23 protein-coding genes are annotated in these 21,723 nt (G+C 52.7%); 12 read left to right on the forward strand and 11 right to left on the reverse strand.

The window, feature by feature from the left end; all coding sequences use genetic code 11:
* The first annotated feature begins 15 nt into the window (after positions 1-15).
* From DYU11_RS04505 to DYU11_RS04515, 3 genes are all read left to right on the forward strand, one after another.
* Complete coding sequence (locus DYU11_RS04505; RefSeq protein ID WP_119666414.1) at positions 16-1,653, forward strand: sodium/sugar symporter; 1,638 nt, start codon at positions 16-18, stop codon at positions 1,651-1,653.
* Between the two features lie 88 nt (positions 1,654-1,741).
* Positions 1,742-2,623 (forward strand): inositol oxygenase family protein, encoded by an 882-nt coding sequence (locus tag DYU11_RS04510; RefSeq protein ID WP_119666415.1) that lies wholly within the window; start codon positions 1,742-1,744, stop codon positions 2,621-2,623.
* 100 nt (positions 2,624-2,723) lie between these two features.
* Positions 2,724-4,124 (forward strand): high affinity choline transporter 1, encoded by a 1,401-nt coding sequence (locus DYU11_RS04515; RefSeq protein ID WP_119666416.1) that lies wholly within the window; start codon positions 2,724-2,726, stop codon positions 4,122-4,124.
* Here the strand turns inward: DYU11_RS04515 and DYU11_RS04520 are convergent.
* Positions 4,075-4,527, reverse strand: a complete 453-nt coding sequence (locus tag DYU11_RS04520) for an NUDIX domain-containing protein (protein ID WP_119666417.1) — start codon at positions 4,525-4,527, stop codon at positions 4,075-4,077. The genes DYU11_RS04515 and DYU11_RS04520 overlap by 50 nt on opposite strands.
* Positions 4,528-4,608: 81 nt before the next feature.
* Positions 4,609-5,115: a Dps family protein gene (locus DYU11_RS04525; RefSeq protein WP_119666418.1), complete on the reverse strand. Its 507-nt coding sequence runs from the start codon at positions 5,113-5,115 to the stop codon at positions 4,609-4,611.
* Positions 5,116-5,446: 331 nt separating this feature from the next.
* Between DYU11_RS04525 and DYU11_RS04530 the strand changes: the two genes are divergently transcribed.
* Together DYU11_RS04530 and DYU11_RS04535 are read left to right on the forward strand one after the other, a co-directional pair.
* Positions 5,447-5,845 carry a hypothetical protein gene (locus DYU11_RS04530; protein WP_119666419.1) on the forward strand — a complete coding sequence of 133 codons (399 nt, stop codon included), beginning with the start codon at positions 5,447-5,449 and terminating at the stop codon, positions 5,843-5,845.
* Positions 5,845-6,243, forward strand: coding sequence for an HNH endonuclease (locus DYU11_RS04535; protein ID WP_262697093.1), 399 nt, complete (start codon positions 5,845-5,847; stop codon positions 6,241-6,243). The genes DYU11_RS04530 and DYU11_RS04535 overlap by 1 nt, the downstream gene beginning before the upstream one ends.
* A 189-nt stretch (positions 6,244-6,432) precedes the next feature.
* Here DYU11_RS04535 and lhgD read toward each other — a convergent pair whose 3' ends face one another.
* The 5 genes from lhgD to ybeY all read right to left on the reverse strand — a co-directional run bounded on the left by lhgD (position 6,433) and on the right by ybeY (position 10,962).
* Positions 6,433-7,629, reverse strand: coding sequence for an L-2-hydroxyglutarate dehydrogenase (gene lhgD, locus DYU11_RS04540; RefSeq protein ID WP_119666421.1), 1,197 nt, complete (start codon positions 7,627-7,629; stop codon positions 6,433-6,435).
* Positions 7,630-7,719: 90 nt separating this feature from the next.
* Positions 7,720-8,991 (reverse strand): anthranilate phosphoribosyltransferase, encoded by a 1,272-nt coding sequence (locus tag DYU11_RS04545; protein ID WP_229365691.1) that lies wholly within the window; start codon positions 8,989-8,991, stop codon positions 7,720-7,722.
* Positions 8,992-9,123: 132 nt separating this feature from the next.
* Complete coding sequence (locus DYU11_RS04550) at positions 9,124-10,071, reverse strand: CPBP family intramembrane glutamic endopeptidase (RefSeq protein ID WP_119666422.1); 948 nt, start codon at positions 10,069-10,071, stop codon at positions 9,124-9,126.
* A gap of 93 nt (positions 10,072-10,164) precedes the next feature.
* Entirely contained in the window at positions 10,165-10,494 is a 330-nt protein-coding gene (locus DYU11_RS04555; protein ID WP_119666423.1) for a YegP family protein, read from the reverse strand.
* Positions 10,495-10,548: 54 nt separating this feature from the next.
* On the reverse strand, positions 10,549-10,962 hold the full coding sequence (gene ybeY / locus DYU11_RS04560; protein ID WP_119666424.1) for an rRNA maturation RNase YbeY: 414 nt from the start codon (positions 10,960-10,962) through the stop codon (positions 10,549-10,551).
* A 97-nt stretch (positions 10,963-11,059) separates the two neighbouring features.
* On the opposite strand from ybeY, the gene DYU11_RS04565 reads away from it, so the two are divergent.
* From DYU11_RS04565 to bioA, 4 genes are all read left to right on the forward strand, one after another.
* Positions 11,060-12,085 carry a quinone oxidoreductase family protein gene (locus DYU11_RS04565; RefSeq protein WP_119666425.1) on the forward strand — a complete coding sequence of 342 codons (1,026 nt, stop codon included), beginning with the start codon at positions 11,060-11,062 and terminating at the stop codon, positions 12,083-12,085.
* A gap of 180 nt (positions 12,086-12,265) precedes the next feature.
* Positions 12,266-13,405: an aminotransferase class I/II-fold pyridoxal phosphate-dependent enzyme gene (locus DYU11_RS04570; RefSeq protein ID WP_119666426.1), complete on the forward strand. Its 1,140-nt coding sequence runs from the start codon at positions 12,266-12,268 to the stop codon at positions 13,403-13,405.
* 58 nt (positions 13,406-13,463) lie between these two features.
* A complete protein-coding gene (gene bioD / locus DYU11_RS04575; protein WP_119666712.1) occupies positions 13,464-14,090 on the forward strand; it encodes a dethiobiotin synthase in 627 nt (208 codons plus the stop codon).
* Positions 14,044-15,366, forward strand: coding sequence for an adenosylmethionine--8-amino-7-oxononanoate transaminase (bioA, locus tag DYU11_RS04580; RefSeq protein WP_119666427.1), 1,323 nt, complete (start codon positions 14,044-14,046; stop codon positions 15,364-15,366). Before bioD ends, bioA begins: the two co-directional genes overlap by 47 nt.
* A 59-nt stretch (positions 15,367-15,425) precedes the next feature.
* Here bioA and DYU11_RS04585 read toward each other — a convergent pair whose 3' ends face one another.
* Complete coding sequence (locus DYU11_RS04585) at positions 15,426-16,076, reverse strand: AlbA family DNA-binding domain-containing protein (protein WP_119666428.1); 651 nt, start codon at positions 16,074-16,076, stop codon at positions 15,426-15,428.
* A 189-nt stretch (positions 16,077-16,265) separates the two neighbouring features.
* Between DYU11_RS04585 and DYU11_RS04590 the strand changes: the two genes are divergently transcribed.
* On the forward strand, positions 16,266-16,748 hold the full coding sequence (locus DYU11_RS04590) for a sterol desaturase family protein (protein ID WP_199736662.1): 483 nt from the start codon (positions 16,266-16,268) through the stop codon (positions 16,746-16,748).
* 83 nt (positions 16,749-16,831) lie between these two features.
* On the opposite strand, the gene DYU11_RS04595 is transcribed toward DYU11_RS04590, so the two are convergent.
* Positions 16,832-17,053, reverse strand: a complete 222-nt coding sequence (locus DYU11_RS04595) for a DUF2795 domain-containing protein (protein WP_009284883.1) — start codon at positions 17,051-17,053, stop codon at positions 16,832-16,834.
* Positions 17,054-17,329: 276 nt separating this feature from the next.
* On the opposite strand from DYU11_RS04595, the gene DYU11_RS04600 reads away from it, so the two are divergent.
* A complete protein-coding gene (locus DYU11_RS04600; RefSeq protein ID WP_119666429.1) occupies positions 17,330-18,058 on the forward strand; it encodes a copper homeostasis protein CutC in 729 nt (242 codons plus the stop codon).
* Between the two features lie 47 nt (positions 18,059-18,105).
* Here DYU11_RS04600 and DYU11_RS04605 read toward each other — a convergent pair whose 3' ends face one another.
* Positions 18,106-19,701: a sodium/sugar symporter gene (locus DYU11_RS04605; RefSeq protein WP_119666430.1), complete on the reverse strand. Its 1,596-nt coding sequence runs from the start codon at positions 19,699-19,701 to the stop codon at positions 18,106-18,108.
* Between the two features lie 89 nt (positions 19,702-19,790).
* The gene (purU, locus tag DYU11_RS04610) at positions 19,791-20,645 is read right to left on the reverse strand and encodes a formyltetrahydrofolate deformylase (RefSeq protein ID WP_119666431.1); all 855 of its coding nucleotides are present in this window, start codon (positions 20,643-20,645) and stop codon (positions 19,791-19,793) included.
* Between the two features lie 79 nt (positions 20,646-20,724).
* Between purU and DYU11_RS04615 the strand changes: the two genes are divergently transcribed.
* The gene (locus DYU11_RS04615) at positions 20,725-21,690 is read left to right on the forward strand and encodes an isoaspartyl peptidase/L-asparaginase family protein (protein WP_119666432.1); all 966 of its coding nucleotides are present in this window, start codon (positions 20,725-20,727) and stop codon (positions 21,688-21,690) included.
* Positions 21,691-21,723: the final 33 nt, after the last annotated feature.

Consider the following 21,723-nt stretch of genomic DNA (forward strand, 5'->3'; position numbering starts at 1 on the left):
AGTCCTGCCGTGTCCATGAACCACCTTGCCTTTGCCGATTACGTCGTTTTTCTCGTTTACTTCATTGTTGTTGTCAGCTACGGCTACTGGGTATATCGACGCCGGAAAACGGCCGAAACAAACACTAAGGATTTCTTTCTGGCTGAGGGCTCGCTGACCTGGTGGGCCATTGGGGCGTCGCTGATTGCCTCCAATATTTCGGCCGAACACTTCATCGGCATGGCCGGCTCTGGTTTTGCTATGGGCCTGGCCATATCGTCGTACGAATGGATTGCAGCCGCTACGCTGGTCATCGTGGCCGTATTTTTCATTCCCATCTACCTGAAAAATCACATCTATACCATGCCGCAATTCCTGGCGCAGCGGTATAATGATACGGTCAGTACAATTCTGGCCATTTTTTGGCTGATAGTTTACGTACTGGTTAACCTGACCTCCATTCTTTACCTCGGGGCCATTGCCATCGAATCACTGGCGGGTATTTCGTTCAATACGTGTACCATCGCGCTGGCTGTTTTCGCCATTTTCATTACGCTGGGCGGCATGAAGGTCATCGGCTATACCGACGTGATCCAGGTGATCGTGCTGGTGTGTGGTGGGCTGGTTGTTACCTATCTGGCCCTGCAACTGGTGGCTGACAAAATTGGCGGCAACAGCGTCTGGGACGGCTTACAGGCTCTGCACCGGCAGGCCGACAGCCATTTTCATATGTATTTCGAGAAAGGCCATCCGCATTACGACGACCTACCGGGCATGTCGCTGGTATTAGGTGGCATGTGGATCAACAACCTGTCGTACTGGGGTTGTAATCAGTACATTGTCCAGCGCGCCCTGGGAGCCGATCTGAAGACGGCCCGCAGCGGCATTCTATTCGCGGCTTTCCTGAAGCTAATGATTCCGCTGATTGTGGTCATTCCGGGTATTGCCGCTTTTGTGCTGTTCCAGAATGGTACGTTCCAGCAGGCCATGACCGATGCCAACGGCACCGTTAAGCCCGACCAGGCGTATCCAGTGCTGATGAACCTGCTTCCGACCGGCATGAAAGGGTTAGCGTTTGCGGCATTAACGGCGGCTGTTGTTGCGTCGCTGGCCGGGAAGTGCAACTCCATCTCGACCATTTTTACGCTCGACATCTACAAGAAGTTTTTCGACAAAAACGCGTCCGAACAAAAGCTGGTCAACGTAGGCCGAATCGCCGTTGTCGTCGCTTTTGTAGTGGCTGTCGTGCTGGCCCCGATGCTCCGTTCGTTCGATCAGGTTTACCAGTACATTCAGGAATACACCAATTTCATTACGCCCGGCGTCTTTGCCATTTTCCTGCTGGGTCTGTTCTGGAAGCGGACAACGACCAAAGCAGCCCTGGCCGTCGCCATATTGACCATCCCGTTTTCGACAGTGCTTAAGTTTTGGCCGGAGCTCATGGCCGCCGTTGGTGTCGACGCCGATCCTATTCCGTTTCTGCACCGAACCATGTGGGTATTCTGCATCGACGTAGCGGTGATGGTACTGATCACGTTAACCGATTCAGCCGGTCGCCGAAGCGCCAGGGGCTTGGCCGTCGACCAGCACATGTTCCGCGTCACCCCCTCGTTCGTTGCCGGATCAGTCGCAATCCTGGGTATTCTAACGGTTCTTTATACCCTATTCTGGTAGGCCTTTACGCCCTCTGCGTAAGCTCTATCCCCTTAGCGTTTAAAAACCAATTGATAATTAGTAAGTTTACACACAAAAATTGACCCTTATGACAGCACATACCCCAACCGAACACAGCCCGCTGGCGAGCCTTGAGCAGTGGGAAGACGATCTGCTGATCCGCTATCCTGAACCGAACGCGGCCCAACCGGAGCATAAAGCCAAGGAAGAATACCGCAACTACGACGATCCTGAGCGTGATACGGTACGTGAGTTCTACCGGCTCAATCATAAGTACCAGACCTACGACTTCGTGATGGAGAAGGAGCGCGAGTTCCTCAAGTTCGACAAGAAGGAGATGCCGGTTTGGGGCGCTATGGAATTCCTGAATACGCTGGTCGACGATTCCGACCCGGACATTGAACTTGACCAGCTCCAGCACCTGCTTCAAACCGCTGAAGCCATCCGCGCTGATGGGCATCCGGACTGGTTTGTGCTTACGGGCTTTCTGCACGACATGGGTAAGGTGCTGTGTTTATTTGGGGAGCCGCAATGGGCGGTTGTAGGTGATACGTTTCCGGTAGGTTGCGCTCACTCCGACAAGATTGTGTATCCGGAGTTCTTTGCCGATAATCCCGATACGTACGACGAACGGTTTAACACGAAATTCGGTGTTTACGAGCCAAACTGCGGGTTGAAGAACGTACACATGTCGTGGGGACACGATGAGTACCTGTATCAGATCACTAAAGATTACCTGCCCGAGCCGGCGTTGTACATGATCCGGTACCACTCGTTCTACGCGCAGCACCGCGAGCATGCGTATGATCACCTGATGGACGATCATGACCGGGCGATGTTCAAGTGGGTGAAGGCCTTCAACCCGTATGACCTGTACTCCAAAAGCCCGAAACCACCGGTTGTCAGCGAACTGAAACCGTACTACGAAGACCTGATTGCGAAGTACCTGCCCGCCACGGTTCGGTTATAATTTTTTCTAAACGCAGAGGAACAGAGAAGACGCAAAGATCGCAGAGAAAAACTCCGTGACCTCTGCGCATCCTCTGTTCCTCTGCGTTTAAACAGCCATCATGCTTCTGCTATTCATCACCCTCTACCTCCTTTCCAACATTGCTATCGGGGCATGGGCGGCCCGGCGCGTAACGACCTCGCAGGATTTCGTGCTGGCGGGCCGACGGCTGCCATTGGTGCTGGCGGCTTCTGTCACGTTTGCAACCTGGTTCGGCTCCGAAACGATTATGGGGGCTCCGGCCATGTTTGTCAAGGATGGTATTCCGGCGGTAATTGAAGAACCGTTTGGGTCGGCTCTCTGCCTGTTCCTGGTCGGTGCATTCTTTGCCCGGCCGCTGTATCGACTGAACATCACCACCTTTTCGGATTACTTTAACCGCCGTTTCGGTCGGTCGGCGGAATTGCTGTCGGCGATCATTGTCATTCCATCATACTTCAGCTGGATCGCGGCCCAGTTAATCGCCATCGGCATTGTTCTGAACGTAGTAACAGGCATAGAGCGGGAGTACTGCATTTTGTTCAGTGCCCTGATTGTTATGATCTATACCTTGCTGGGGGGGATGTGGTCAATCTCAATCACTGATTTTTTTCACAATCTTATTATCGTCATTGCCCTGATCGTGCTGACCGTTATGCTCTGGCAGGACGTAGGTGGCTGGAAAACGATTGAGCAACGCACACCACCCGGTTTCTTCCGTTTTCTGCCCCACAATACGTTTAAGGACTGGATTGAGTACCTGGCCGCCTGGTTTACCATCGGCCTCGGCTCTATTCCGCAGCAGGACATTTTTCAGCGCGTGATGGCGGCTAAGTCGGAAGATACGTCCGTGCGGGCGTCGTATCTGGCGTCAGGGCTTTACCTGACTATTGCCATGTTGCCGCTTTTCATTGCGTTGAGCGCCAGAATTTTGCACCCCGACCTCCCCACTGACAATCAGCTCCTTATCCCGAACATGGTCTTGCGCCACGGCAATCTGTTCTTGCAAATTCTGTTTTTCGGAGCGGTTACCTCAGCCATCCTGAGCGTATCGAGCGGGGCGATTCTGGCACCGGCGACCGTCTTCGGCGAAAACATTGTCAAGTTTTTCAAGCCTGACCTGACTGATCAGGCGCTGCTGCGTACCATTCGCTGGGCAGTAGTGGTCATTACGGTCATCTGCGTCTGGATGAGTACCACCCGCGACATGAACATTTTTGACCTCGTTGGCGAGTCGTCCGCATTCAGTCTGGTGTCGCTGTTTGTGCCGCTGCTGGCCGGGATCTACTGGAAACGAGCCAATCTGATTGGTTGCCTGGCATCCATCAGCCTCGGATTTGGGGTGTGGTTACTCTGCCTTTGGGTTGAAACCGAATACCCACCGATGATGTACGGACTACTGGCCAGTGCCATCGGTATGGTTGGCGGCAGCCTTAGTCAAAGTAAGCCTGTTCAATCCGCCCAACATAGCCTAAGTCAATAGCGCTGTTGAACCACCGCTGAATGTGAAGGCCAACATTCGGGTATAAATTCAGGCGATCTAATTCGTCCAGCGGTTTCCAGACCAGATCAATAGCCGAGGTTTCGGCGGGGTTAAGCACGGGTTCACCCTGTAGGTTGCTGGCGGCAAAAACCACGTGCAGTACATCGTCATTACGTTGCGACAGAAGCATCTCACCAGCCAGCACCATCGTTCCAACATCGGCGGTTACGCCCAACTCTTCCTGCAACTCGCGGGTAACGGTCTGCGGTAAGGTTTCGTTCCGGTCAGGGTTTCCCCCCGGCAGGGCAAACACATCATGGCCTCCGTAGCGGTAATGCATCAATAAAACGTCGGTAGCTAATTGAGTAGAGCGCCAGATCAGGGCGCTGGGACGAACTTTCATACGTAACAAACATACGAAGGGCGGGCTTCTCTTCAGCTGTCTGACCGAAAAGGAACCCGCCCTTCAAGCTCTTTATTTAGTTTAAGCCACCTCCCGCGAGGCTTCGAACAGGAACCATACCCGCTGTTCGGCTTCGTCGATAAAGTTTTCTAACAGGCTGGCGGTTGCCACATCCTTTGCATCATCTGCCACTTCGTGGGTTTCCCGCATGTTATGCGCCAGCTTTTTGTTTTCTTCTACCAAATCAGCCAGCATATCGCGGGGGGCCACAAAGTCCTCGTCGTTGTCTTTCACACGCTGCAACTGCGCTACGTGAGCCACCGACCGGATGGTATTGCCACCGATTTTGCGCACTCGCTCGGCCAGCGGATCGATCGTCGCAATGATCTGATCGGCCTGCTCGTCGAGCAGCAGGTGATAGTCCCGAAAATGCCGGCCTGACACGTGCCAATGGTAATTCTTCGTCTTGATGTACAAAGCGAACAAATCGGCAATTAACCGATTCAACGACTCAGCAACTTTTTCCCGGCCAGATTCCTCCAGATCGGAAGGAGTATTCAGCACATCAACCTGATTGATAGCATTCATGGTGCGATTTGATTTTGGTTAAACCTTGGTCTTCATCAGAACCTGATTTCCGGATCAATGGTTTGTTTTCACCGTAAAGACGTCAATAATTCATAGGTTAACACTCCGCTGGTCGGGATTGCAAATCCCGACCCTCTCTGCCATGAATTTATAATTCAATTCTCCCGGACAAGTTCAGATTGAAAATCTTCGACAGGATAGATCGGGATTTGCAATCCCGATCAGCAAAGCAAATCTCGACCAGCGGAATAGGGAAACGACCTTTGCTTTTCGCCAGAATCGTGTTTATTTACGTTATATTTGTGTTCAGTTAACCGCTCTTTCCCCCCTGATGAACCTGCAAGCTCAGACACTTCTTCGGGAAGCCGAACAATTGGACAACCGCACCCTGGATGATTTTATCGATCAGGTAGTGTCTTTGCGCGTGCGCCGGTCATACCCTCAGCAAGAGGAAGCTTTGTTGCTCAAACGAATTAACAAAGGGCTTCCAACAGTACAGGTTCAACGGCTTCGGGCCCTTAAGCAGAAACTTCGGCAAGATGGCCTTACACCAGCCGAGCACGATGAACTAGTGCGACTGATTGAAAAAACGGAGAACCTGACCGTTCGCCGACTCAAATACCTCACCACTCTGGCCCGTCTTCGCCATACTACCGTTCGTGACCTGATGCAGCAGTTAGGGCTTGGTACAAGCCATGAAAGATTACGGGCAAACGAAAACAAGCAGTAATCCAACGCTCGCAAGGGTACTGCGAATACTGCCAATCACCGGCTGATTTTGCTACCGAACCTTTTTCCATTGAGCATATCATTCCACGTACCCGGCAAGGCACCAGCGAACTGGACAATTTGGCCTACTCGTGCATCGGCTGTAATGTCTACAAATCGGATACAGTCGAGTCGCTCGATGTCGTTTCTCAAGAACTGGCTCCTCTGTTCAACCCCCGAACAATGGTCTGGGAGGATCACTTTCTTTGGGACGATTCGCTGACGGGACTGGTGGGTAAAACAGCTATCGGTCGGGTAACAATTGACGTACTTCGGCTCAATCGCAAACCGCTCAAAAATCTGCGTCGTGCCTTGATGGCCATCGGAGAACACCCACCCAAGTTACCGCCGATAAAGTAATTATAAATTCGGTCCCTTCAGGGTGAGAACTCTGCTGGTCGGGATTTGCAATCCCGACCCTCTCTGCCATGAATTTATAATTAAATTCTCCCGGACAAGTTCAGATTGACAATCTTCGACAGGGTAGATCGGGATTGCAAATCCCGATTAGCGGCCTTGGCGTACAATTCGCGTCCTGACAGTAAAATATCAGAACCGCGCCAGCACCTTCTCCGACACGGTCTGCCCTATGGACAGCGACGACGTAGCGGCCGGCGATGGTGCGTTGCAGACGTTGATGGCCCGCTCACTCTCCAGAATGGCGAAGTCGTCCAGCAAACCACCCGTGCGATCACAGGCCTGCGCCCGGACACCCGCGCCCCCCTCTTCCAGATCGGCTTCCTGTATCTCAGGAATCAGCGCCTGCAACGCCTTGGTAAACGCTGACTTGGAAAACGAACGGTACATTTCGCCAAGGCCCGTTTCCCAGTATTTGGCGGCTACCTTCTGAAAACCCGGCCAGGTCAGCGTTTCGAATAATTCTTTTACGTTGATGTCCGACTTGCGGTAACCCTCCCGCTGAAAGGCCAGCACTGCGTTGGGACCAGCCTCCACCCCGCCATGAATCATGCGGGTAAAATGAACGCCCAGGAATGGGAAATTCGGATCAGGCACCGGATAGATCAGGTTCCGGACGAGATAGTGCTTCTGCGGCTTAATTTTATAATACTCGCCCCGAAACGGTACAATGCGCAGGTCAACCCCGCCCGGCTGCGTTAGCTGAGCAATCTTGTCAGAATACAGACCCGCACAATTCACCACCAGCCTGGTTTCATAGCGGCCTTTCGTAGTCACCACGATGGACAGGCTGGTACCGGGCGTTACCTGCTCGACACGTTCGCCCAGGCGCAGGTCGCCACCCAATGCCTGGAACTTCTCGGCCAGTTTTTCGCAGACCTGCTTGTAATCGATGATGCCCGTCTGCGGCACAAACATACCCGCAACGCCATTGACATGCGGCTCAATCTCCCGAATTTCGGCCAATGTCAGCATACGCAGTCCGCCCAGGCCATTCAGTTGCCCCCGTTCATGTAACGTATTGAGCTGGGGAATTTCCTCCTGTTTGGTCGCTACGACAAGTTTACCGCAAAGCTCATAAGGTACACCTTCCTGATCACAGAAATCGAGCAGCATACGATAGCCACGAATGCAGTTGGTCGCTTTCAGGCTACCGGGTTTGTAGTACAACCCAGAGTGAATAACGCCACTGTTGTGGCCGGTCTGATGGCGGGCTACAGCCGGTTCTTTTTCGAGCAATACGACGCTCAGGTTGGGTCGTTGCTGTTTCAATCGCAGAGCGGTGGCTAATCCTACAATACCACCGCCAATAATTAGTACGTCTGTCATGCCAAAGTGGCTAGTTGCCAACCGCAAAGGTACGGGTTTGTCGCCAACGACGTAGCAGTCGAGCAAGCGCCCTTCAGGAATCGATTCGCTTTATTTCAGTTGCCCCTCAACCCAGTCAAGCCCACGACCGTAAAGTGCTTCGGCAAAGCGAACCCGGTTGTCAAAGTCAGCGTCGTCGCTGTGACCGGTTCGTAAAAACTGACGAATCAGCCGGGCGTTGTCGGAAGCCTGCGGATGGTCGTGGTGGGTTTCAGACTCGGTCCGGAACGGAACAAAAGCCGGTAGATCGGCCTCAAAGTGCTGATAAAACAGATGTCCTTTGGGCGTCCGCACGGCACAGAGCACTCCGCTCGCCCGACTAGTTGAAGGCGCCAATGAACCTTCCAGGCCGCGTTTGAGCACAATGGCCGCATCGAAACCTGCCAGCAGCGCGAGTTCCGCCATTTTGATCTGGTAGGTAATATGAAACACCGACGTCACCAGAATTCGGGCGTGGCAGGGGTTGAGCACCTTTTCTAACGTGGCCAGAAACGGTCGTTTGATAATCGTACGACGCCGGTCGACCCACCGGTTGAGCGCCGGCGAGAGGGCTTTCTGGTCGAGTACCCAGCCAAACGGTTCGAGGGGGGTATCCAGCTCGTGATTACTTTGCAAAAACTGACACCCCAGGTGCATGTACAGATCATGGGCGTTGAGCGTGAATTTCGGCCCTCCCGAGCGTCCGACAACCGACACGGCCCCATACCCTCGTTTCTGAAAAAAATTAGCCAGAACAGGCGTAATCAGGTAGCCGTTCTCAACCCCGTCGAAGGGCTCAGCCAACTGAACCAGTGGCCGGTCCGCACAGGTAATGGGACCAAATCCCGGCGAAAACGTTGATTCGGCCGCTTCCATCAGGCCCTGGTATTCGTCATTCGTTTCATGCCGAACGCGCATAATGCTGGCCGCCATGCCCCGGAAAGTTTCGCAATTGCCTTCTCCGAACAGATAGTCGCCCAGTTGACGCGCTTCACTGACCTGAAGCAGATGGCCACGTACCAGCTTGGTCGCAATGGGCAACAAACCGACTGGTAGTTCAGGACATACTTTGTTGATAAAAAAAGTGGGATGCGAAAAGGCGCCCTTGCCAATAACGTCCTCCAGTGTACGCTCGTCCGGCGTTGGTCCCTTAGCCAGTAAAGCACCCAGGAATGCCCCGCGTTGCAGCGGGTGCGTTGATGGATCGGACAACGCCGACCGACATTCGGCCAACAGATCAGGTGGCAGCGGTTTACTACCGTACTTACCAATTCCAATGTGTTTGATGCCCCGGCCAAGCGGAGTGTCGGCTGGCGCGTCCAGTACCAGATCAAAGGTGGACATAGCGGAAAGCACAAATTGAAATGAACTCTCAAGTTAGAAAAACAATCCGTTATTGCCCGAAATACGCTACTTATTTAACGGTGTTTTTATTTAATAGCCAACTATTTACAACGTCCGGAAACGACGTACTATCTACAAAGCCGTTTGCACAAAAGCGGCTATTTCCATTCCCCATGCAATACCAATATGGATGAGTAGCCCACCCCAGATGCTACGTGTGTACAAAGCCAGCACACCCAGCAGATAACCGCCGAACAACGACGAAATGGTTTCGCCCAGCGGCTTACCAAAGTGAATGCTTGCGTAGCAGACTACCATAGGCAAAATAGCGCCCTGTCCGAGAAACCGACTCATTCCAATAACCAGAAACCCGCGAAAAACCAGCTCGGTGGGGATAAAATCCCAGCCGTAACACAATTCATATACCAGGGCCGGTACCCATTCCGGCACGCCGAAGAACTCGTCGGCATCGGTTCCGCGGTAGGTTGGATAGGACTCCAGAAAGTCCGGCTGAAAAGAGGCAATGGCAATAGGCGGAACCATCAGCGCCAGCAGCAACCCATAAATGGATAATCCTTTCCGTTTCGGCACCATACCGTAAAACCCACTCGGCTGCCGGTCAACCAGTCGGTAGAACAAATACAACGGCACGGCTACCGTTACGACCGAATGCAGATTACTGAGGCATTTGTAGGAGAAGACGTAAAGCTGGCCATCAAACAGCCGCTCGCTCCAGACAGCGTATCCGTAAAAGCCGGCGTAGTACGAATAAATCAGCAAACCTGTCAGACTATACGTCCAGAATTTGGGGTTATGCCAAACGTCCGGACGACGGTGAAAGCGGGTCCAGATCCAGACCGCCCCGTAGTACGATGTCATGTATAAACCAGCGTACATCAGCGGGCGCCACGGATTGGTCAGATCGCCATCAATATAACTGTCTTCGAGGTCAATCGCGTAGTTAACACAAATGAGCAGCGCAACGTAGCAGGCCGTCGCTACGTACAGATTAACTTTGAAATCAGCCTGGAACTGGGTACGCAGATCGCCCCACAGGGTTCTGATAGGAGTAAGGTACATGCCTGAGCTGGTACACGTTGGGTCGGTACTGGGACCTACGTAAAAGCGTCAGCGTACACGTTCATACGCTGACGCCTTTGGTTATTCTTTTAATTACGCTTCGTTTACGACCTCCGCATCGGGTGCATTTTTCTTGACCGATTCAATCCCATTGTCCCGGCCGCTTTCGCTTTCGTATGATTCGCTGGTTCCGATTACCTGGCCGTTTCCGGCTTTGAGGTTAAACCGAAACTTGCCCGACTCGGTTGTTCTGCGATCATATCGGTCATCGTTGGGCGCGTTCTTTTTTACCGATTCGATACCGTTCTCGCAGCCACTCAGCGATGTGTATCCCTCGCTAACCAGAATAACCTGGCCATTACCGGCTTTTAACTGAAACTGATATTCCCCATTCTTGCGGGTATTGATGACGAATTTGCCCATTATAGTAGCAGTTTTATAAGATGAGATAGCATTAATCCATATACGAAGCACTGATTACCAATTTTCTAACCATTCATCTTCCTTGGTCCGCATCAGTTGTACTTCCTCATCCGTCTTATCCCCATACCCGCACAGGTGCAGGAGACCGTGGGCCAGCACCCGGCGCATTTCCTGCTCGACTGACAGGTTCAATTGCCTGGCATTATCGGTCACACGCTCCACACTGATGAAAATATCACCCTCAATTTTGCCCTCTTCCTCACCCTGATCGAAGGTGATGATGTCGGTGTAATAATCGTGCTGCAGGTAGTCGCGGTTGACCTGAAGTACGTACTCGTCGGAGCAGAAAATGTAGTTCAGGTCCCCCACCGCATACCCTTCGCGTTCAGCCTGCCGTTTAAGCCATTGACGGGTAATCTGTTTCTGGGGGAGTTTATAATTAATATCTTCGTTAAAGAACCGAATCATAACTTCTTAGCCGTTGGATACTGGACAGTAGATGTAGAATGACGAACCGTCCGCAAGTCTACAATCTACCATCCAATATCCAACGTACCGCGAAAAAATGAAAGCCATTCAACTGTCTGCCACTCATCAACCTGTTCAGCTTATCGACGTACCAACGCCAGTTCCCCAGCCGGGCGAGGTGCTGGTTCAGCTCAAAGCCGCGGCTCTGAACCACCGTGACGTGTTTATTCAGCAGGGACTATACCCGGGCATCAAACTCCCCGTTATTCTCGGCTCCGATGGGGCTGGAGTTGTGTTTGACGTTGGCCAGGGTGTCGATCCGGTCTGGAAAGGCCGGGAGGTCATGCTCAACTGCTCGCACAACTGGGGCAGCAACCCCAGATTCTACGGTCCTGACTTTAAAATATTCGGCATGCCTGACAACGGTACGTTCGCCGAATACACAACCCTTAACGCGCGGTATCTGCACCATAAGCCCAGCCACCTGTCGTTTGAACAGGCAGCCGCTTTGCCGCTGGTTGGCATAACGGCCTGGCGAGCCCTGATGACGCGGGCTGGATTGCACACAGACGAGCGGCACGAAAAGGTACTGATCACGGGCATTGGTGGGGGGGCAGCCCTGACCGCGCTTCAATTTGCCGTTGCCGCCGGGGCCGAAGTGTGGGTTACGTCCGGTTCCGACGAAAAGCTGGAGAAAGCCAAAGCGCTGGGAGCCAGGGGCGGGGTCAACTACCACCAGACCGACTGGCTCAAGACCCTGATGACCGAAACCGGTGGCGGACGTACTGGCTACTTTGATGTCATAATCGACAGCGCGGGCGGACCCGGTTTCGCAAAACTCGTTGATGCAGCCGCGCCGGGTGGCCGGATTGTCATCTTTGGCGGCACGACCGGCAACATCACCGATGTGGTTGTGCCGAAAGTATTTTTCAAACAACTCAATATATACGGCACGACCATGGGCACAGAGCATGAATTCGCCGACATGGTATCGTTTGTTAACCGGTATCGACTCATCCCGATACTGGACGAAACGTTTCGGCTGGAAGAAACAGAGCAGGCGTTGCGTCGAATGGCCGACGGCAAACAGTTCGGCAAGATTGTGCTGACGATAGACGCTTAACTAATTGCGGCCTTTTTTGTTACGGCAATTACCATACCGTTTAATCATTTTTTGTTGGAAAATTAACATTGCGCTATAGTTATCCACACAAATTATGTGGATAACTATAGGTTTATTCACATTTTCCTATATCCTCTCTCCAGCATCCGTCTTCTTCACGAGACATCGTACCTTTGTGGCATGTTGTCTTTTTCAGCCACGATACATGACCAGCTACGTTATCGCTTAGCCAGTCGGCAGCAGGCAGGACTGCTCCGGCAGCTTCGTACGGCAGATGAGCTCATTGATTTTTGCTCCAACGATTACCTCGGCTTTGCGCGGTCGACGAGCCTGAAGGACGCTATCCGACAAGCCGATCTTGAGCACGTGAACAACCGGACAGGGGCAACCGGGTCGCGGTTGTTAGCGGGGCACACGGCCCTCGCCGAAGCCGTTGAAAGTGAGTTAGCCGGCTTCTATCAAACGGAAGCCAGCCTGATTTTCAACTCCGGGTACGATGCCAATATCGGCCTGCTGGCCAACCTTCCGCAACGGGGCGATACGCTGCTGACCGACGAACTCATTCATGCCAGTATGATCGACGGCGCCCGGCTCAGTTACGCAACTCGCCATCGATTCGGCCACAATGATCTGAATGACCTTGAACATAAACTTCGTCAGGCCACCGGTCAGGTGTTTGTTGCTGTCGAATCTGTTTATTCCATGGATGGTGATCAGGCGCCTTTGCGTGACCTGACTGACCTATGCGACCACTACGGTGCCGCTCTGCTTGTTGATGAAGCGCACGCAACGGGTGTATACGGACCCAATGGCGAGGGCCTGGTCGTCGCGCTTGGTTTGCAGGACCGGGTTTTTGCGCGGGTGCATACGTTCGGAAAAGCGTTGGGCGTTCACGGTGCGGCTGTGGTTGGCCCGGCCGTACTACGTGACTATCTCGTTAATTTTGCGCGGTCGTTCGTCTACACTACGGCCTTACCCCCGCATAGCTTGCTGGCCATTCGGTGCGCTCATCGACACCTTCAGCACGAGCCTCATGCTCAGCGGGAAGTTCATAAACGGGTACGTTATTTTAAACAGAAAGCGCATGAGCTTCTGCCCGATACGCTGTGGACCGATAGCGAATCCCCGATTCAATGTCTTATTGTTCCCGGTAACGACGCGGCCCGAAGTGTGGCGGCTAAAGCGCAGCAGGCCGGCTTCGACGTGCGGGCCATCCTCAGCCCAACTGTACCAATCGGTCAGGAACGGCTACGGGTCTGTATTCACGCGTTTAACTCTGAGGAAGAAATCAATACGTTGTTGCTACTCATAAAAAGCTAGTCCATCAATTGCATGGATGACCGATGTTGCGGATTTTATCCGTGCGCAGATACACTTTATGCGAACACCAAACCAATTTATTATCGCCGGAATCGGCACTGAAATCGGCAAGACCGTTACGTCGGCGGTACTGGTTGAAGCGTTGCAGGCTGACTATTGGAAACCTGTTCAATCGGGGGCGCTGGAGGATTCCGATACCGAAACGGTTAAGCGGCTAATCCGTAACACCAGGTCTCAGTTTCACCCGGAAGCATACCGATTGCGCGAGCCGCTATCGCCCCACGCAGCAGCCGCAATCGACGGCGTTACAATTGACATGAACACCATCCGGCTGCCGCAAACCGACAACGCGTTAATCGTCGAACTGGCTGGGGGTCTGATGGTTCCGCTTAATGACCGTGACCTGAACATTGATCTCGTGCAGCAGCTGGGTTTACCAGTTGTGCTGGTTTCCCGCAATTATCTGGGCAGCATCAACCACACGCTGCTCTCGGTTGAGGCCTGCCGCAATCGGAACATTGATCTGGTCGGCCTGCTCTTCAATGGACCGACAGTGCCGGCTACAGAAACCTTTATCCTGAATTACACCAACCTGCCCTGCCTCGGCCGAATTGGGCAGGAGCCAGCCATTACTCCCGATGTTATCCAACAGTACGCTCAGCAATTCTCTGCCGTCTTCAAATAACCCATCGCTCGCTGAACGGGACAAGGCCGTTATCTGGCATCCGTTTACGCAGATGCAAACGGCGCCGTTGCCCATTCCTATCGTTCGCGCCGAAGGGTCTGTGCTGTACGGCGCCAACGGCCAGACGTATCTGGATATGATTTCGTCGTGGTGGGTGAATTTACATGGCCATGCGCATCCATACATTGCCGAGCGGGTAGCTGCTCAGCTACGTACGCTCGAACACGTCATCTTTGCCGGTTTCACCCACGAGCCCGCCGTCGAGCTGGCCGAACGCCTGCTGCCAGTTCTGCCCTCCAATCAGGCTAAGGTCTTCTATTCCGACAACGGCTCGACGGCCGTCGAAGTGGCCCTGAAAATGGCGTTTCAGTATTGGCATAACCTTGGTCAGCCCCGACAGAAGGTTATAGCCCTGGACGGTGCTTACCACGGCGATACGTTTGGTGCGATGGCGGTTGGCGGACGTAGCGCCTTTACAGCACCGTTTGCCCCGTTCCTGTTTGATGTCGATTACATCCCCGCTCCCGTGCCCGGTCAGGAAGAGGCCGTACTTCAACTCGCCGAATCGCTCTTTACTGAAGATGTTGCCGCATTTATTGTGGAGCCATTGGTTCAGGGGGCCGGCGGGATGATTATGTACGAACCCGACGTATTAGACAGGCTGTTTCAACTGGCACGACGTAATGGCGCATTGATCATCGCCGATGAAGTAATGACCGGCTTTGGCCGAACCGGCCGCCTGTTTGCTTCACATTATCTGAAAGAGAAGCCCGATCTGATGTGCCTGTCCAAAGGGCTGACCGGGGGCACGATGGCTTTGGGCGTAACAACCTGCGCGCAGCCTATCTACGATGCCTTTCTGTCGGACGATAAATTCAAAACCCTGTTCCACGGACACTCATTCACTGCTAACCCGCTGGCCTGCACAGCCGCACTGGCCAGCCTTGATCTGACGTTGTCGGAGGCTACACTGGCTAATCTTGAGCGTATTGCTGCGCATCACGCTGCCTTCAGACAGCGGCTATCCCGATCCGGCGCTGTGGCTAGTGTCAGGCAGCGGGGCACACTGCTCGCGTTTGACCTGGTAGCCGAAGGCGGAACGTCGTACTTCAACACCATTCGCGACGTAGCGTATAACTTTCTTCTGGAACGGGGCGTCCTGATGCGCCCTCTTGGCAATGTGCTGTACTTCATGCCACCCTACTGCACAAGCGACGAGCAGCTTCAATACGCTTACGATCAGGTGGAGGCCCTGCTGAGCGAACTTTGCCGGTGATCCGAATCTGGCTGTTGATTACACGGATTTGCGCAACACAGCGTTCCAGATCCGTGTAATCAGATAGCGCGGCTGGTGTACTTATCCATTACATCGCTGGGGTGGATTTCAAGTACGTTTGCCAGGACCAGCAGCACAAGTGTTCGGGAAGCAATTTTTCGCGACACCCCGGCTATGGAAGCAAACAGATCAACCGTGATGCTGTTGTGCTCGCCGAGATGCTGCATCAGTTTATGTTCCTTGTCTCCGTACGTAAACCGAATGTCGCGGGCCGCGCGCTCGCCTTTCATAATTTCACGCACTTCCTTACTGGCCTGCACCGATTTGTCGGCCACGCGCACATACGCCTTTTTGTTCTCGGGATCAGCCAGATCGGGGATGATGTAATGCGGCCTGTTTGGACTGGGGGGCACCCGAATCACCAAAACCTCCCGCTCATCGAAGAGCGACACCCGTTCAATAGAGTAACTGATTTTGGGGAAACAATACTTGTCGATGGCCCGAACGAGCAGGTACTCGTCTTCGTCGGCGTACTTGAGGCCTGGAATTGTGCGGTCGTCGCCCACGCCGATGAGCATTATGCCGCCGTTTGTGTTAGCGAAAGCGACGACGCCCCGAATAATTTTTTCGGGATGGTTCGTTTTCAGTTTGAACTCTAAATTGCTGCCCTCGCCCCGTCTGACCAGGTCTTTGAGCGCTCGATAGTCCATAACCGATGTGTTCGAGTGATTGAGCACTGAATCGTGTTAAAGTTACGGCTTTCTACCAAATTTGCAACTCTCTATACTACATCTCTATTTTGCGTTAAATTGTTGTGGATAAGCCGCCAACTTTTAGGCATCGCAAACCGTTATTCAAGTCGAGACGTAACAAGTTATTGCTACTTAACTAACACAGAAATGCTGGTAAACGTTGCCTTAGTTTTGGGAACTTTTGTATTTATGGAGGGTGTAGCGTGGTTTACGCACAAGTATGTGATGCACGGTTTTCTGTGGAGCTGGCACCATGACCACCACAACCACCACAAGGGTTTTTTTGAATGGAACGATCTGTTTGCCCTGGTTTTCAGCACAGTAGCCATTACGCTGATCATCAGCGGGGTCGAAATTCCCGAGTGGCGCTTTTTAGCCTGGATTGGCGCTGGGGTGACGTTATATGGTGTATTTTACTTTCTCTTCCACGACGTCATCGTTCACCGCCGGGTGAAGATTAAATTCAAAGCGAAGAGCCCGTACCTGCAGCGTATTATCCGGGCTCACTACGTTCATCACCAGGTTCATACCAAAGAAGGAGCCGAAGCCTTCGGCTTTCTGTATGCCCCAAAAAAATACGACGTGCTGCCTCGTCGGTCGGCCAGCAAGTCTAGTTCGGCAACTGTGTAGATCTGGTCTTGTAAGTGTAGCTCCGCAGAGGTCGTGAAAAGGCGTCGTTTCTACAAGCGACGCCTTTTTAGATCATCCCCTGATCAATATTCATCTTCGTTAAAGAAGAAATCGTCTTTGGTCGGGTAATCCGGCCAGATTTCTTCAATGCTTTCGTACGGTTGGCCGTCGTCTTCAAGTTCCTGTAAATTTTCTACTACCTCTAACGGAGCACCGGAGCGGATAGAGTAATCAATCAACTCATCCTTGGTAGCGGGCCAGGGAGCATCTTCGAGATAGGATGCCAGTTCAAGTGTCCAATACATAGTCAGTTTTATAGTTATTATCTTTTTTTCAACAAGGGTGCAAAAGTAAAAAAAACTTTATATCCAAGACCTTTTCCCGAAAAATGTTTATAAAAGGGCAATAAGCCGGATTTAGGCCATTAACTACCAGAATGCGGCTTTGTTTTGAGTCAGCGAATTAATGAACGATTGTGGCTCTTTTTTTGCCAATAATAGTTTTTTTAACTTACTCTACTATACGTTTTGTGCGGTAACGCGTACAAATTTGTATCAGGATACAAAATCTCTCTTTTCGAAATGACCGTTGAAGTTTGTGCCTATTCACTGGCTTCGTGTCTGGCGGCTGAGCGCGCCGGTGCTACCCGTATTGAGTTATGCGGAGGTATGAGCGAAGGCGGTATTACCCCAAGTGCCGGTCTGATCCGGCAGGTTCGTCAGGCTGTGTCACTTCCCATCTACGTTATGATCCGACCCCGGGGCGGTGACTTTCTGTACAGCGACACTGAACTGGCCGTGATGCAGGCCGACATCGAAACAGCCCGACAACTGGGCGCTGATGGTCTCGTACTGGGCGTACTGCACGCAGACGGTACCGTCGATGAAGCCACTACCCATAAACTCGTTGAACTTGCCCGACCACTGCCCGTTACGTTCCACCGGGCCTTCGATATGACCCGCAACCCGGCCGAAGCGCTCGAAGCCATCATTCGGACCGGTGCCGAACGCATTCTGACATCTGGCCAGCAGCCGAAAGCAGAAGCGGGTATCCCGCTGCTTCGCGAACTGGTTCGCCAGGCCGCCGGACGAATCGAGATCATGGCCGGAGCCGGCGTATCGGCACGTAACGCCGGGCTGTTTCGCGAAGCTGGCCTTACAGCTATCCACCTGAGCGGCAGCCGATCTCAACCCAGTCCTATGGCGTATCGGCAGCCCGCCGTGTCGATGGCGTCGACCATTCCTTCCGAGTATGAGCGGATTGAAGCCGACGAACTGGTCATTCAATCGGTTGTTCAGGCTTTCGTTTAACGCAGCAGGGCCTACCGATACGTATCGGTAGGCCCTGCATGGTGCTTTTACCAGAAATACGCGTACAGAAGCGTAAGTACCGCCACGATGATTACCCCTCCGGTCGTGAACGTACGTGAGGTTTTAAACATGGACGCATCAATGTCAAGCCCTTTATCGCTTGGCGAAATCAGACTGATCACGACCATCACCGCTACGCAGATCAGGAACACGATCCCCATCCGGTCAATGAACGGAATGTTGGCATACAACTCCTGCATGCCAAAGGCCAGCAGAAATCCCCCTACAATGGCGAAGAGCGCTGCCGCCGAGTTGGTTCGTTTCCAGAAGAAGCCCAGCGCGAAAGCCGCAAACACACCCGGCGAAACAAGCCCCGTCATCTCCTGAATGAACTGGAAACCGCCTTTCTTGTCGATACCCATATACGGCGAAATAACGATCGCAATAACCATCGACACGACAACGGCTATCCGGCCGATCAGCACCTGGTTACGCTCGTCGGCATTGGTGTTGAAAAATTTCTTGTAAATGTCGAGGGTAAAGATGGTCGAGATACTATTGGCCTTTCCGGCCAGCGATGCCACCACGGCGGCCGTCAGAGCAGCGAACGACAACCCTTTCAGACCGGTCGGCAGCAGGTTCAGCAGAACGGGGTAGGCGTTATCCTGATTCAGTTCGCCGTTCTTCAGCATCTCCTGCTGAAACAGCCCCTGCTGGTACAGTGTATAGGCTGCAATCCCGGGCAGAATAACGATGATCGGCATCAGCAGCTTCAGGAATGCCGCGAAAAGTAAGCCTTCGCGGGCGGTTTTCAGATCGGCACCCAGCGCCCGCTGCGTGATGTACTGGTTGCAGCCCCAGTAGTTCAGGTTAATGATCCACATCCCCCCAATCAGGACCGACAGGCCAGGCAACGACATGTAGTGCGGATGGCCCTTCGGGAAAATCATGTGGAAGTGATCCGGTACTTTTTCGAGCATCAGCGACAACCCGGTTCCGACGCCCTGCTGCCCAAACTGAGAAGAAACGAGATTGACAGCCAGATACGTAGTGGCCAGTCCTCCCAGCACCAGGAAGAAGACCTGAATCACGTCTGTGTACCCAATAACCTTCATCCCGCCAACGGTAATTACAATGGCAAAAACAGCCAGCCCGATCATGCAGAGCGTAAAGTCCAGTCCGGAGATCGTACTAACAGCCAGCGCCCCCAGATAAAGAATTGACGTCAGATTCACAACGATGTAGAGCAGCAGCCAGAAAACGGCCATGATCGTACTAACGGTGTTGTTATACCTCTTCGTGAGGAACTGCGGCATGGTGAAGATGTGGTTCTTCAAATAAATCGGCATGAAAAACACCGCCACCACGATCAGCGTAGCGGCTGCCATCCATTCGTAGGTGGCAATGGCGAGTCCCATTGAGAAACCGTTGCCCGACGCCCCGATGAACTGCTCGGCCGAAATATTGGAGGCAATCAGCGACGCCCCAATGGCCCACCAGGTCAGCGAGCCCTCGGCGAGAAAGAAATCGGTAGAAGATGCTTCTTTGGTTTGTTTTCGCTTGAAAATCCAGTAGCCGTAAGCCGCTACAATAATGAAATAGATAAAAAAGACGACGTAGTCGAGCGTTTGAAGTTTTTGCATGACAAAGGCAATACAGAGGGCTTGCTAGGGCACTATTTTGACCCGAAATATACTATAATCCTGCTACAAAAAAGGGTGAAACCATATAATCACAGTACAATAGCCCGGTTACCCTGAATGAACACCCGATCGTTGAACACCAGCTTCAGCGCCTGCGACAAAACAATCTTCTCAACGTCTTTCCCTTCGGTGGCCATGTCGGCGGCTGTGTGGCGATGATCCACTCCCTTGACATTCTGCGCAATGATCGGCCCTTCATCAAGGTCGTTGTTGACAAAGTGGGCGGTAGCGCCAATGATTTTAACCCCCCGCTCGTAGGCCTGCCGGTACGGATTAGCCCCGATGAAAGCGGGCAAAAAAGAATGGTGAATATTAATGATCCGGTTCGGGAAATGGTTAACAAAGCCGGGAGTCAGCACACGCATGTATTTGGCCAGTACCAGGTATTCAGGCTGGTAGATTGCCAGCGTGCGCAGGATGGCTTCTTCGTGTTCTTCGCGGGTTCTGTGTTCGTGCGAGATGTAATGAAACGGAATACCGAACTTACTGACCAACGGCTGGAGCGTATTGTAGTTGCTGACCACCGCCAGAATGTCGGCGTCAAGCTCGTCGAAGGCGTAGCGAATCAGCAGTTCGGCCAGGCAATGGTGTTCTTTAGTCACCATCACCACAATGTTCTTCTTCTTCTTCGGATTTAGCCGCAACGTAATTCCGGCGGGTATAACAGACCGTAGTTCATCCAGCAGCTCCGGGCCGTTAATCGACTCGTGCGTGACCCCAGCCTCAAACTCGGTCCGCATAAAAAACTGCCCCGAGGGACTTACGTATTCGTCGTTGTGAATGATATTGAAGTTATGCCGGAAGAGAACCCCCGTTACGTGGTAAATTAATCCCTTAGTATCCGGGCCATCCATCAGCAGGATGTGTTTGTCGGAGTCTGCCATGAGCCATTCGCAATAATTCCGCTAAAAGTAGTAAATGCAAGACGTTTATTCTTTTATTTTGGGCCACAAGCCTTCCTGTATGCTAAACCGTCGCCGTTTTCTTTCGTTAGGGCCGCTAGCCGGTCTACTTCCTTCGTTAACCTTCGGAGAGACGACCTCTTCCGTTACGAATCAACCTGCTTCCGGTCCGCTGGTAATCTCCACCTGGAAACAAATTAAAGCCAACGAAGCCGCTATTGCCGTACTGTCGAAAGGAGGCAGCGCATTGGATGCCGTCGAAGCGGGAGTACGTATTCCGGAGGCTGATCCAAACGATACCAGCGTTGGTTACGGGGGTCTGCCCGATCGCGACGGCCGCGTTACACTCGACGCGTGCATCATGGACGAGAAAGGTAACGCCGGCTCCGTTACGTTCCTGGAACACATCATGCACCCCATTTCCGTGGCCCGTGCCGTCATGGAAAAAACGCCCCACGTCATGCTCAGTGGCGAGGGCGCTTTAGCCTTTGCGTTGGCACAAGGCTTTAAAAAAGAGAACCTGTTGACGAAAGAGTCTGAGAAAAACTGGCGCGAATGGCTCAAAACGGCCCAGTATAAGCCGGTGATCAACATAGAGCGGCACGACACCATCGGCATGCTGGCCATCGACAGCAAGGGGAATATTTCCGGAGCCTGCACAACCAGCGGACTGGCCTATAAAATGAACGGCCGTGTTGGCGACTCGCCCATCATTGGTGCCGGTCTGTTTGTTGATAACGAAATAGGAGGAGCCTGCGCTACAGGGCTGGGTGAACTGGTAATGCGGACCTGCGGCTCGTTTCTGGTCGTTGAACTGATGCGCCAGGGACGAACTCCTCAGCAGGCTTGTGAGGAAGCGGCCCGCCGAATTACGAGTAAGCAGGCCTATAAAGATATTCAGGTTGGGTTTCTGGCGGTAAACAAGCAGGGGCAGCACGGTGCTTATAGTATTCAGCCCGGCTTTAATTTCACACTTTATCAGGATAAGACCAACAGAGTTTTGGAAGCTGGTTCTTTTTTGAAATAATTTGCAACCTCTTTTTGCCTAAATCGTTCTTGT

The sequence above is a fragment of the Fibrisoma montanum genome, assembly GCF_003583365.1.
GTDB classification, from domain to species: Bacteria; Bacteroidota; Bacteroidia; order Cytophagales; family Spirosomataceae; genus Fibrisoma; species Fibrisoma montanum.

Coding starts and splice junctions, on each gene's coding strand:
- DYU11_RS04615 (WP_119666432.1), top strand. CDS start 20,725: ATGCTAAACCGTCGCCGTTTTCTTTCGTTAGGGCCGCTAGCCGGTCTA.
- DYU11_RS04520 (WP_119666417.1), bottom strand. CDS start 4,527: ATGAAAGTTCGTCCCAGCGCCCTGATCTGGCGCTCTACTCAATTAGCT.
- DYU11_RS04555 (WP_119666423.1), bottom strand. CDS start 10,494: ATGGGCAAATTCGTCATCAATACCCGCAAGAATGGGGAATATCAGTTT.
- purU (WP_119666431.1), bottom strand. CDS start 20,645: ATGGCAGACTCCGACAAACACATCCTGCTGATGGATGGCCCGGATACT.
- lhgD (WP_119666421.1), bottom strand. CDS start 7,629: ATGACAGACGTACTAATTATTGGCGGTGGTATTGTAGGATTAGCCACC.
- bioD (WP_119666712.1), top strand. CDS start 13,464: ATGCGAACACCAAACCAATTTATTATCGCCGGAATCGGCACTGAAATC.
- DYU11_RS04510 (WP_119666415.1), top strand. CDS start 1,742: ATGACAGCACATACCCCAACCGAACACAGCCCGCTGGCGAGCCTTGAG.
- DYU11_RS04545 (WP_229365691.1), bottom strand. CDS start 8,991: ATGTCCACCTTTGATCTGGTACTGGACGCGCCAGCCGACACTCCGCTT.
- DYU11_RS04550 (WP_119666422.1), bottom strand. CDS start 10,071: ATGTACCTTACTCCTATCAGAACCCTGTGGGGCGATCTGCGTACCCAG.
- DYU11_RS04570 (WP_119666426.1), top strand. CDS start 12,266: ATGTTGTCTTTTTCAGCCACGATACATGACCAGCTACGTTATCGCTTA.
- DYU11_RS04530 (WP_119666419.1), top strand. CDS start 5,447: ATGAACCTGCAAGCTCAGACACTTCTTCGGGAAGCCGAACAATTGGAC.
- DYU11_RS04600 (WP_119666429.1), top strand. CDS start 17,330: ATGACCGTTGAAGTTTGTGCCTATTCACTGGCTTCGTGTCTGGCGGCT.
- DYU11_RS04585 (WP_119666428.1), bottom strand. CDS start 16,076: ATGGACTATCGAGCGCTCAAAGACCTGGTCAGACGGGGCGAGGGCAGC.
- DYU11_RS04525 (WP_119666418.1), bottom strand. CDS start 5,115: ATGAATGCTATCAATCAGGTTGATGTGCTGAATACTCCTTCCGATCTG.
- DYU11_RS04505 (WP_119666414.1), top strand. CDS start 16: ATGAACCACCTTGCCTTTGCCGATTACGTCGTTTTTCTCGTTTACTTC.
- DYU11_RS04565 (WP_119666425.1), top strand. CDS start 11,060: ATGAAAGCCATTCAACTGTCTGCCACTCATCAACCTGTTCAGCTTATC.
- DYU11_RS04590 (WP_199736662.1), top strand. CDS start 16,266: ATGCTGGTAAACGTTGCCTTAGTTTTGGGAACTTTTGTATTTATGGAG.
- DYU11_RS04595 (WP_009284883.1), bottom strand. CDS start 17,053: ATGTATTGGACACTTGAACTGGCATCCTATCTCGAAGATGCTCCCTGG.
- DYU11_RS04605 (WP_119666430.1), bottom strand. CDS start 19,701: ATGCAAAAACTTCAAACGCTCGACTACGTCGTCTTTTTTATCTATTTC.
- DYU11_RS04515 (WP_119666416.1), top strand. CDS start 2,724: ATGCTTCTGCTATTCATCACCCTCTACCTCCTTTCCAACATTGCTATC.
- ybeY (WP_119666424.1), bottom strand. CDS start 10,962: ATGATTCGGTTCTTTAACGAAGATATTAATTATAAACTCCCCCAGAAA.
- bioA (WP_119666427.1), top strand. CDS start 14,044: ATGTTATCCAACAGTACGCTCAGCAATTCTCTGCCGTCTTCAAATAAC.